Raw genomic sequence first — 10,880 nt, forward strand, 5'->3', positions numbered from 1 at the left:
ACTAAAAATGCTTCTATGATTTAAACAATAAATTATTATATTTATAGTTTGCCGGAGGGGGTTTGTCACTTGTTTTCTTTAAAGGTAGATGAGGATATAGAATTGCAATTGTTCCAGCTTCATCATTCAGAAGAGCTTTTCAGCTTGGTGGACCGGAACCGCAGCCACTTAAGAGAATGGCTTCCATGGGTAGATAATATGGCTTCACCTGTTCAGTATCATTCGATCATTCCTATTTGGCTGAAACAGTTTGCCGATAATAACGGCTTTAATGCCGGAATCCGTTATCAGGGAAAACTTGCAGGCTCTATTGGTTTTCACCATATAGACTGGAACAACAGACAAACCAGCATTGGATACTACCTTGCCGAAAATTTTGAAGGCAGAGGAATTATGACACGAAGTGTGCAGGCCATGGTCAATCATGCTTTTTTTGATTTAAAATTGAACCGCATCGAAATACGCTGCGGAATCAAAAATGGAAAAAGCCGTGCGATTCCTGAACGGCTCGGCTTTCGGCAGGAAGGAATCATCCGGGATGGCGAGTATCTTTATAATCGATATCACGATCTTGCCGTATATGGACTTCTGTCAAGAGAATGGAATGTTTAAACAAAAAGCCTGCTCAGGCTTTTTTATTTTTCCCTGCATACAAAAATATTGGATTAATTATTTCTCCTGATTACATCTCTTAAATAAGGGTAATTTCAATTAAAGTAAATCCTTTATTCATGGTTTATTTGTAAAATTCATGAATGAGGGAAAAGTACTTATTATAAAGGAGGTGCCGGCCCCTTACATTTCGTGTAAGGGATAATATGATCACCCTTAACCTTTTCTTATTATTTTTATTAATCGCATTAACTGCTTTTTTTGTTGCATCTGAATTTGCCATTGTTAAAGTAAGGACTTCACGAATTGACCAGCTTATGCTGGAGGGAAATCCTAAAGCCCGTTCTGCAAAACAAGTTATAAGCAGTCTGGATGAATATCTATCTGCCTGTCAGCTTGGAATTACAATAACCGCACTGGGTCTCGGGTGGCTCGGTGAACCGACTATTGAGAGACTGCTTCATCCGGTATTTGAAAGTCTTAACTTGCAGGCTTCCGTAACTCATTTCCTATCCTTTGTCATTGCTTTTGCTGTTGTGACATTTCTCCATGTGGTCATTGGAGAGCTTGCGCCAAAGACCTTTGCGATTCAAAAAGCAGAAGCCATTACTTTAACTTTTTCGAAGCCATTAATATTATTTTACAGGGTTATGTATCCGTTTATCTGGATTTTAAATGGTTCAGCCAGAGTTGTTACAGGATTATTCGGACTGAAGCCAGTTTCAGAGAGTGAAATGGCCCACTCAGAGGAAGAACTGCGGATTATTCTATCTGAAAGCTTAAAGAGCGGTGAAATTAATCCCTCTGAATACCAGTATGTGGACCGGATATTTGAATTTGACAATAGAATCGCCAAAGAGATAATGGTTCCCCGGACCGAAATTGTTACCATTCCGGAAGATTCATCACTGGAAGAAACTCTCGATCTCATATTAAATGAGCGTTATACCCGCTATCCGGTTACGGCGGGCGATAAGGATAATATTCTCGGAATCATTAATGTTAAGGAAATTTTAACTGACTGTGTAAGAAAAAAATGTGAAGGCAAACACCCCTTACTGCAATATATTAAACCTGTCATCAGGGTGATTGAAACCATTCCCATTCACGATTTGCTCCTTAGAATGCAAAAGGAGCGTTCACATATGGCGATTCTTCTTGATGAGTACGGCGGAACCGCTGGAGTGGTCACAGCTGAAGATATCCTGGAAGAAATCGTAGGTGAAATCCGGGACGAATTTGATGCCGATGAGCTTCCGCTTGTTCAAAAGACAGGAGAAAACCATTATATCCTTGATGCGAAACTGCTGATTTCAGAAGCAAATGATCTCCTGGGAACAACATTATCTGATGATGATGTGGACACTATCGGCGGATGGATTATGACGCAGAAATATGATGCTGCTCAGGGAGACTTTGTTGAGCAGGAAGGATACAGATTTATGATTAAAGAAATGGATGGACACCATATTTCTTATATTGAAGTTGTGAAAATATAATCTGCATTTTTTTAAACCGGGAGCACACTTTTGCTCCCGGTTTTTGCTGACCGCGGACTGCTTAAGTTCCACCTTTTTCAAACTCAATAAAAAATTTAATTTTTCCGAATCTTTTTACTTCATATTTAAGGAATAATTTCATAAAATAAATGTAATCCTTTTTTCAAAAACTGCTACGTTTGACTGTATGGTTTCCGCTAACGTATAATTGATTCTAACTATATCTCTTGTTGTAAAGCATTATTATGGAGATATAAGTATTCAAAACAGAGGTGATATGATGGGGCTTACTATCGTATCGGCGAATTAGCCAATATTGCTAACGTTTCCAAAAGAACCATTGACTACTACACTAGCATTGGCCTAATAAAAGCGAAACGCTCAAAATCAAATTATCGCATATATTCAGAAGAAGTTTTGTCTGATCTAAGATTTATCGATGAATGCAAAATACTGCATCTTCCGCTTGAAGAGATTAAGAGAAAACTAGAAATGAAAACGAAAAGGGAAATTCAGACAGGGGAAGTTGAAAAGCATATCAATGCAGTCACATTACAGATGAAACAGCTGCAGCAGGAAATAGCTGTCCTCATGCCGCTCATCAATACAATGAATGAGGAGCAGAAAGATGGCTTCTCCAGTAGGCTGACTGCCGAGAGTACTGCTTTGCTCCGTTCCCTTTCCGGCTTAACAAGCTAATCCCATTTTTCACAAAATCAGGAGGTGACACCCTGCCCGTTCAGGCGGGATAAGGGGAACTTATTTGGACATATTAAACTTGGTTTTTATAGCCATTTTAATTGCTTTAACGGCTTTTTTCGTTACTTCGGAATTTGCCATTGTTAAAATACGAAGTTCCAGAATTGATCAGCTAATTGAAGAAGGCAATAAAAATGCAATTGCTGCGAAGAAAGTGATTTCGAATTTGGATGAATACCTTTCAGCCTGTCAGCTGGGAATTACCATTACAGCACTCGGTCTTGGCTGGCTGGGTGAGCCGACAATTGAACACCTGCTGCGTCCGGTGATAAATAGTTTCGGTCTGCCGTCATCCATTTCACATGTTATCTCATTCAGCATTGCTTTTGCTTTTATCACCTTCCTGCATGTAGTTGTGGGAGAATTGGCTCCAAAGACTTTGGCGATACAAAAAGCAGAAGCGGTAACACTTTTAACAACACGTCCTTTAATCTGGTTTTACCGGGTTATGTATCCAATCATTTGGGCGTTGAATGGTTCTGCCCGCCTATTGACCAGCATGTTTGGATTAAAGCCTGCTTCTGAACACGAATTAGCACATTCTGAAGAAGAACTTCGCATTATTTTATCAGAAAGCTATGAAAGCGGCGAAATTAACCAATCTGAGTTTAAGTATGTAAATAAAATCTTTGAGTTTGATAATCGGATTGCGAAAGAAATCATGGTTCCGCGTACTGAAATAGTTTCTCTCTCAAAAGATGATACACTTGAAGACTTTCTGCAAATCGTTCAGGAAGAGAAATTTACTCGATATCCCATTATAGATGGAGATAAGGATCATATCATTGGCATGGTCAATATTAAAGAAGTCATGACAGATCTCATTATGAACCGGGAATTATCATCAAGCACGCTTGAATCATACATTCGTCCCATTATCCGGGTCATTGACAGCATACCTATCCATGAGCTGCTGCTTAAAATGCAAAAAGACCGCATCCACATGGCCATCTTAATGGATGAATACGGCGGTACCTCGGGGTTAGTGACTGTTGAGGATATCATTGAAGAGATTGTTGGCGAGATCCGTGATGAGTTCGACATGGATGAAGTACCGATGGTCAGAAAGACGCAAGAAGGCCAATATATCATTGATTCAAAAGTTCTTGTCAGCGAAGTCAACGACTTGCTGGGTACCGATATTAATGATGAAGATGTTGACACCATTGGCGGATGGATATTGACTGAGAATTACGAAGCCCAACAAGGCGACATAATCGAGCACGAAAAATATCGATTTAAAATTCTGGATATGGAAGAGCACCATATTAAGTATCTTGAAGTAACAGCAGTACCTGAAACAGAAGAGCCGGCACCTGCAAAAGAACTGCCCTTTACTGAATCACAAGTATTGTCATAATAACCAAAGGAACAGCCTCCTGGAGTGCTGTTCCTTTTCTTTAGCCTTATTGCTCCCTCGGAAATTTAATCGTAAATTGGGTCCCTGCCCCTTTTTCACTGCTTACAGCAATTTCTCCGCTGTGCAGCTGAACAAGCTGTTTGACAATGGAAAGACCAATGCCAAATTCACCAAATGAATGATTGGTCCTGGATAAATCCGCTTTATAAAAACGCAGCCAGATCGACTCAATTTCTTTCGGGTCGATGCCCATACCTGTGTCTTCTATTACGATCAATGTCTGATCGGGATCTTCTTTGCCCCTTAAAAATATGGAGCCCTGCTCCGTGAATTGAATGCTATTTTTTACAATATTCACCAGGATCTGAATTAGCCGGTCATAATCCGCATATACCGAAACCCCTTCTTCAGCCTCTATATAAATCCTGTTACCTTTTTCCTCTGCCTGAATTTCCAGCTGTTCCTTAACAATTTCAAAGGCTTCCATGAGATCAATATCCATTTTATTCAGCTGAAGCTGATTGGATCGGATCTTCTCATAATCCAGATTTTCATTCACCAGCCGGATAAGCCTCTTCGCTTCCCTGTCTATCAGGATCATCCCTTTTTCTGTATCCGCCTCTGGAATCAGACCTCCCTTAATGCCTTCAGCCAAACCGCTGATAGTGGTCAAAGGAGTCCGAAGCTCGTGCGAGACATCAGCAATGAATTTCCTTCTTCTATTTTCCAGTCTTTTAATTTCTTCATTTGATTCTCTGAGCCTTGCTGCCATATCATTAAAGTCTTTAGCCAGTTCACCAATTTCGTCCATATAGGTATAAGGAACATTGATATCATAGTTCCCGGATGAAATCATAGAGGCAGCATTTCTAAGCTCCGTTATCCTCTTAATCAGATTTTTAGAGAGAACCAGACTTAAAAGGATGGTTGCAGAGAGAGAAATAAAAATGGTATATAATAAAAATCGATTTAATTGGCTGACAACCTCCATAGCCCCTGTTATAGGAGACAGAAGTAAAACTCCGCCAACAAGACTGCCCCCTTGCATATATGGCAGGGCAACCAATGTTACCTCCTGGCCGAAGCGTTTTATATCATGCTTTACAGTCACTTTATTTCCTTTCGAAATTTCAGCCCACTCGGATTTGGTCAGCTGAATCATCGGATCTGATTTAAGTTCAGGGTACAAGACCCTCCCTTTATGATCAAAGAGGATGTATTTGATGTTTCTGGCATCGAGCAGCTGGCTGTATTCTGTTAGAAATTGTTCATCCCCCTCTATCCTGACTGTTATGTCTGTCAGGATCTGCTCTCCATAGGAATCGAGCTCTTCCACTTTATTTTCAAAAATATAATTCTCCACAAACTGTGAGAATAGAAGGCTTAATAACAGGAATGCCAATATTAGGATGCTGACATGACTGATCAGCAGCTGATAAAAATACTTAACCTTCATTTTCCGCTGCCGTTTCATCGAATTTATAACCTACACCCCAAACAGTATGAATAAAGGGCTGCTCATCCGTGCCTATTTTTTTCCGTAGCCTTTTTATATGTACATCTACCGTTCTTTCATCTCCATAAAACTGATAGCCCCATACACTATCAAGCAGCTGCTCTCTTGTAAAAACCTGTTTGGGATGTTTTACAAGATAATACAGCAAGTCAAATTCTTTTGGGGTCAAATTCTTTAAAAGCTGTCCATTATAATATGCCTCTCTGGATTCTTTGCTGATTTTGAAATATTCACTGGCAACATAGTGATGTTCATCTGTTCCTGCTTCAGCCTGGAATCTGCGTGTCACGGCTTTAATCCTGGCCATCAGCGTCAATGGGCTGAATGGCTTGGTCACATAATCATCGGCACCCATTTCAAGACCCAGAACCTGATCGGATTCGCTGTCTTTAGCTGTCAGCATAATAATCGGAACTTTGCTCAGTTCTCTTATTTTCCGGCAGAGCGTCACTCCATCCATGACTGGAAGCATCCAGTCAACGATAATTAAGTCCCATTTTTCTTTATTAAAATGCTCAAACCCCCGCTGGCCATCGTGAACAAACACACCCTGATACCCTTCTTTCATAAAGAACATCTCCAGCATTGAACAGACACTTTCATTATCTTCCACAACAAGTATTTTCAATTTCCCTTCACCGCCCATGAACAGTCTTTTATTCTTAATGTAATCGATATGAGTGTTTTTTTTCAATGAATATCTCTGACCTTAATGTTTTTTTATAAAAAGTCAGCCAACTTATTTATTGTTTAGCTATATCTTGGGAAATGCTAATTACGACTTATCATTTTGAAAGGAGTGCAGTATAAGATGAATAAAAAATTTCTTTTATTAGTATCTTTTTGCTTTATTTTAATAGGTGCCGCAATTTCGGTTAATGCTGAATCTGCGCCAAGGGGAAAGTCACCGGCACAGGAGCAAAAACATGAACACCATCACAGAATGATCGATGAATCCCTAATGAAATCCCTTCAGGAGCAAGGATTCACGAAAAGAGAAATCTTCATAGCTGCCCACATTGCGAAGTTTTCAGATAAACAGGTTACAGAGGTATTGACTTTTTATAAAAAAAATAACTCCTCCTGGGAAAAAACAGCTCAGCAGTATGGAGTGGATTTAGAAAAAATAAAGAAGCACCATCATCACATGGATAAGTTCCTTGAAGCGAACAAGGGGGTTGTTCTGCAAAAGGTCTCCGAGTACTCCGGCAATTCGACTCAAGTGCTGCATGGGTATCTTGACAAAGGAGTTCCGCTACGTTTCCTTGTTTCGGGTGCAGCCATTGCAAAGGCGGCAAATAAGGATTTGGGTGAAATAATCCAATTGAGGGAACAAGGAAAATCATTACCAGAGATTAAAAAAGAATTAAATGTTGATAAAGAACAAATCCATGCTGAAATGAAAAAACTGGTTGATGAAATTCACAAGGAAATCAGAAAGGCAAAATAATAAGGCAGAACCGCAGAGTGAACATCTCTGCGGTTTCGTTTTATATAAAACAGACTTATAATGAGAGGGAGAGGTGAAACAAAATGACAGATGAAAACCCGGTGTACCCAGCCGACCTGGATGAAGAAACTTTATTCATGGTGTCCCAGACTTTTAAAGCTTTATCAGATCCAACAAGGCTTAGAATTCTTCACTTATTATTTCATGGAGAGTATTCTGTAAATGAAATTGCCGAAAATCTATCCCTGCTCCAGTCTACCGTTTCTCACCAGCTTCGCTTTTTGAAAAACCTGCGTCTGGTAAAATTCCGCCGTGAAGGAACTACTCTCTTCTACAGCCATGATGATGAACATGTTATAAGTTTATTGAACCAGGCAATTGAACATAGCCAGCATTCATAAGAAAAGCGGAAGAGCCTTGCCCACAAAGGAACGCAGAAGAATAAGCTGTCCTAAGGGCCTTATTAATTGCAGCTTTCATTATGGCCGGGACAGCCTTTTCTTTCTCCCTCCACTTGTATCGTGCTGTGCTCAATCCCATATTCATCATGCAGCACAGATTGAGCCGCATGAAGGACTGCATCGTGTCCGCCCTCATTTTCAATTACAAGATGGCAGCTAAGAGAAGGAAAACCGGAAGTAATCGTCCAAATATGAAGATCATGAACGTCTTTTACATGTGCAAGTCCGAGGAGCGCACTTTTAATATCCTCTGGGTTCAGGTGGGAAGGTGTCCCCTCCATTAGAATGTGGAAAGACTCTTTTGTCACTCTCCATCCGCTTACAAGAATGAGAACTGCTACTATTACACTTGCTATTGGGTCTGCAATGCCCCACCCGAAGAAATAAATTAAAAGTGCAGCGGCAATTGCTCCAACAGAACCAAGCAGGTCACCAAGAACATGCAGAAAAGCACTTCTGACATTTAAATTATGATCCTTATCCCCGCTCATTAATATGAATGCTGCTGCAATATTGACGAGAAGACCAATCGATGAAATCACGAGCATTCCCATACTTTGAACGGCCGGCGGCTCAAGAATGCGGTGATAGGCCTCATAGAAAATATAAAGAGAAATTAGGAGCAGTGTAATGCCATTTATTGAAGCAGCAATAATTTCAAATCGTTTGTAGCCAAATGTTTTTGAATTCGTCGCCTTTTTTTCACCTATTTTGATCGCCAGAAAACTCAAGCCAAGCGCAGCTGCATCACTCAGCATGTGCCCGGCGTCCGATAGCAGCGCAAGGCTATTAGTCCATATACCGCCAATCACTTCTACAATCATAAATGAAGCAATTAAAATAAATGCCCACATCAACGCCTTTTTATTGCCAGTGTGATGGTGGTCATGTGAATGCCCGTGCCCATGACTGTGTCCCATATAATGCACCCCTTTTATATGAATATATGCTCATATATATTATGTATGACTTTGGCTTATTGTTCAATAATTTTTATTATTCCCATTTAATTTAGACTAAATAAATACGCTCAAACATCTTCTGACGAAATCAACAAAAAACAGCAGAAAATTGAAATCCATGTAATTATAGAAATCACAAAAAGGCTGCCCGACTCTGCAGGCAGCCCCTTTCCCTTATGCAAGATAAACAAAATAACCCATAAATGCAATACATAGTCCATACATGATGGGATGGATCTCTTGTGGCCTTTTAAGTGCCAGCATTGTAATTGGGTATAAAATAAAACCGAGTGCAATCCCTGTTGCTACACTGAAGGTCAATGGCATCATTAAGATGGTCACGAACGCAGGAATTGCGATTTCCAGTTTACCCCAATCAATATGTTTTACCTCCATGGCCATCAGTGCTCCAACAATGATCAGTGCCGGCGATGTTACTTCAGCCGTTATCACACTGAGCAATGGAGAAAAGAATAATGCAACCGCGAAGCATGCAGAGATAATTACTGATGTAAAACCTGTTCTGCCTCCAGCTGCAATCCCTGAACTGGACTCAATCATGGAAGCAGTTGTAGAAGTTCCAAGCACAGAACCTACTACAGTTGCACTGGAATCAGCCAAAAGCGCTTTGCCGGCATTAGGAATTTCATTATTTTTCATTAAGCCAGCCTGACTTGCAATCGCTATTAAGGCTCCGGCTGTATCAAAAAAGGCAACAAATAAGAAAGTAAATATTACTGCCAGCATTTCCGGAGTAAAGACTTGATCGATATGAAGAAAAACCTCACCAAATGTCGGTTCAAGGCTCGGGATGGCCCCGATGATTTTTTCCGGCTTATCAATAATGCCAATTAACATTCCGGCAGCTGCTGAAATGACCATACCATAGAAAATGGCCCCTTTAACTCCTCTTACCATTAAAACGATTGTTAATATAAAACAGAAAACAGCCAGAAGCGTGACTGGGGATTTGATATCGCCAATCGCCACAAATGTCGCATCATTTCCTACAACAAGGCCCGCATTTTTCAATCCTATGAAAGCAATAAAAAATCCGATGCCGCCTGCAATTGCATGCTTTAAATCCTTCGGTATAATGTTAATAATTTTTTCGCGTATTTTTAATAAACTTAAAATCACAAATAAGATCCCTGAGATAAAAACACCTGTTAATGCCGTTTGCCACGGAATACCCATTCCGATGCAGACAGAAAAAGTGAAGAAAGAATTGAGGCCCATGCTTGGGGCAATCCCAATCGGATAATTGGACAGCAGGCCAATTAATAAAGAGCCAATAATAGCCGAGAGTGCCGTAGCAGTAAAAACAGCCCCTTTATCCATTCCGGCCTGGCTAAGGATAATTGGATTTACAATTAGAATATATGCCATTGATAAAAATGTGGTTAAACCTGCAATTGTTTCCTGTTTGTATGATGTTTCTCTTTCATGAAACCGGAAAAAAGATGACATGCCATTCCCTCCTTTTTTTTGGAAAATAAAAAAGCTCCGCAAGATGCGAAGCTGCCATAAAGAAAAACAGAAGAAAATAGCATGCCTATTCAAACAAGCTATATCCCCTGTAGTCAAGCTATTTACGGCAGCCCGGTAGAAACGCTCAGACCCTATCTCTGAACATATACAGGTAAAATGTAAGGCTCAGCACATCAATTAGTGTACTGCCCAAACATTATATATTGATATAATGAAACCAATTCTAGCAAACTCTAATTTGGACGTCAATTCTTTAATTTATTCTGAGAATTCTCTTTATCAAAGTGGTTAAGAAGATTTAACGTTAATTTTTTGCGTTAATGGGTAAATAATAAGAAAACCCGCATGAGGAGGCAGGTCGTAATGTTCATTGTTTATGCAAGCTTGATTCTTATAGCAGCATCTCTGATTTTTCTGGGCATCTATGCTTTTAAAACGTACAAGGATGCCAAACCCGCAATTAAGAAGCTGACAGCAATAAGCACTGTCATGCAGCTAAAAGCAGATCAAGTGAAAAATGGGGTTGACGAACTGACAGCAACCCAGAAAGAAATCCAAAGGGATATCAATTTTAAGAAACAAACATTTAATAATACAGTGGCTGCTGTTAAAGAAACACCAAAAAAAATTAAAAAGTGGTGGAACATTAAAATACCTTTTATCCATCAGATAAAGTGAAACTTCAATCAGTGAGGGTTTTCCTTATCCCCCACTGATTGTTAGTCGCGTTCTAGTGTCGCTAAGATCTCCGCTAGCGCTTCGATCAATCG

The 10,880-nt window shown here is 40.0% G+C and carries 11 protein-coding genes and 1 riboswitch; of the genes, 7 read left to right on the forward strand and 4 right to left on the reverse strand.

The window, feature by feature from the left end; genetic code table 11:
- The first annotated feature begins 69 nt into the window (after positions 1-69).
- The 4 genes from BK139_RS20565 to BK139_RS20580 all read left to right on the forward strand — a co-directional run bounded on the left by BK139_RS20565 (position 70) and on the right by BK139_RS20580 (position 4,230).
- Positions 70-612 carry a GNAT family N-acetyltransferase gene (locus BK139_RS20565; protein ID WP_076262511.1) on the forward strand — a complete coding sequence of 181 codons (543 nt, stop codon included), beginning with the start codon at positions 70-72 and terminating at the stop codon, positions 610-612.
- Between the two features lie 206 nt (positions 613-818).
- Positions 819-2,111, forward strand: coding sequence for a hemolysin family protein (locus tag BK139_RS20570; protein ID WP_076262513.1), 1,293 nt, complete (start codon positions 819-821; stop codon positions 2,109-2,111).
- Between the two features lie 297 nt (positions 2,112-2,408).
- Complete coding sequence (locus BK139_RS20575) at positions 2,409-2,810, forward strand: MerR family transcriptional regulator (protein ID WP_076262515.1); 402 nt, start codon at positions 2,409-2,411, stop codon at positions 2,808-2,810.
- A 64-nt stretch (positions 2,811-2,874) separates the two neighbouring features.
- Complete coding sequence (locus BK139_RS20580; RefSeq protein ID WP_076262518.1) at positions 2,875-4,230, forward strand: hemolysin family protein; 1,356 nt, start codon at positions 2,875-2,877, stop codon at positions 4,228-4,230.
- A gap of 46 nt (positions 4,231-4,276) precedes the next feature.
- Here BK139_RS20580 and BK139_RS20585 read toward each other — a convergent pair whose 3' ends face one another.
- The gene (locus BK139_RS20585; RefSeq protein ID WP_076262530.1) at positions 4,277-5,686 is read right to left on the reverse strand and encodes a sensor histidine kinase; all 1,410 of its coding nucleotides are present in this window, start codon (positions 5,684-5,686) and stop codon (positions 4,277-4,279) included.
- On the reverse strand, positions 5,676-6,374 hold the full coding sequence (locus BK139_RS20590; protein ID WP_076262533.1) for a response regulator transcription factor: 699 nt from the start codon (positions 6,372-6,374) through the stop codon (positions 5,676-5,678). The genes BK139_RS20585 and BK139_RS20590 overlap by 11 nt, the downstream gene beginning before the upstream one ends.
- 183 nt (positions 6,375-6,557) lie before the next feature.
- Here BK139_RS20590 and BK139_RS20595 point away from each other — a divergent pair, with 183 nt between their 5' ends.
- Both BK139_RS20595 and BK139_RS20600 read left to right on the forward strand, forming a co-directional pair.
- Entirely contained in the window at positions 6,558-7,196 is a 639-nt protein-coding gene (locus BK139_RS20595) for a hypothetical protein (RefSeq protein WP_076262520.1), read from the forward strand.
- A gap of 83 nt (positions 7,197-7,279) precedes the next feature.
- The gene (locus BK139_RS20600; RefSeq protein ID WP_035326772.1) at positions 7,280-7,597 is read left to right on the forward strand and encodes an ArsR/SmtB family transcription factor; all 318 of its coding nucleotides are present in this window, start codon (positions 7,280-7,282) and stop codon (positions 7,595-7,597) included.
- Between the two features lie 62 nt (positions 7,598-7,659).
- On the opposite strand, the gene BK139_RS20605 is transcribed toward BK139_RS20600, so the two are convergent.
- Entirely contained in the window at positions 7,660-8,577 is a 918-nt protein-coding gene (locus BK139_RS20605; protein ID WP_076262522.1) for a cation diffusion facilitator family transporter, read from the reverse strand.
- A gap of 216 nt (positions 8,578-8,793) precedes the next feature.
- Entirely contained in the window at positions 8,794-10,089 is a 1,296-nt protein-coding gene (locus BK139_RS20610; RefSeq protein ID WP_076262525.1) for an NCS2 family permease, read from the reverse strand.
- 90 nt (positions 10,090-10,179) lie between these two features.
- A riboswitch (purine riboswitch) is annotated at positions 10,180-10,281 on the reverse strand.
- 192 nt (positions 10,282-10,473) lie between these two features.
- Here BK139_RS20610 and BK139_RS20615 point away from each other — a divergent pair.
- Complete coding sequence (locus BK139_RS20615; RefSeq protein WP_048009322.1) at positions 10,474-10,788, forward strand: DUF948 domain-containing protein; 315 nt, start codon at positions 10,474-10,476, stop codon at positions 10,786-10,788.
- Positions 10,789-10,880: the final 92 nt, after the last annotated feature.

Source organism: Paenibacillus sp. FSL R5-0490 (genome assembly GCF_001956215.1).
GTDB lineage: Bacteria > Bacillota > Bacilli > Bacillales > Cytobacillaceae > Cytobacillus.

What these genes read in the sequence shown, in the direction of transcription:
- BK139_RS20570 (WP_076262513.1), top strand. Translation starts at nt 819, where the DNA reads ATGATCACCCTTAACCTTTTCTTATTATTTTTATTAATCGCATTAACT.
- BK139_RS20585 (WP_076262530.1), bottom strand. Translation starts at nt 5,686, where the DNA reads ATGAAGGTTAAGTATTTTTATCAGCTGCTGATCAGTCATGTCAGCATC.
- BK139_RS20595 (WP_076262520.1), top strand. Translation starts at nt 6,558, where the DNA reads ATGAATAAAAAATTTCTTTTATTAGTATCTTTTTGCTTTATTTTAATA.
- BK139_RS20600 (WP_035326772.1), top strand. Translation starts at nt 7,280, where the DNA reads ATGACAGATGAAAACCCGGTGTACCCAGCCGACCTGGATGAAGAAACT.
- BK139_RS20605 (WP_076262522.1), bottom strand. Translation starts at nt 8,577, where the DNA reads ATGGGACACAGTCATGGGCACGGGCATTCACATGACCACCATCACACT.
- BK139_RS20610 (WP_076262525.1), bottom strand. Translation starts at nt 10,089, where the DNA reads ATGTCATCTTTTTTCCGGTTTCATGAAAGAGAAACATCATACAAACAG.
- BK139_RS20615 (WP_048009322.1), top strand. Translation starts at nt 10,474, where the DNA reads ATGTTCATTGTTTATGCAAGCTTGATTCTTATAGCAGCATCTCTGATT.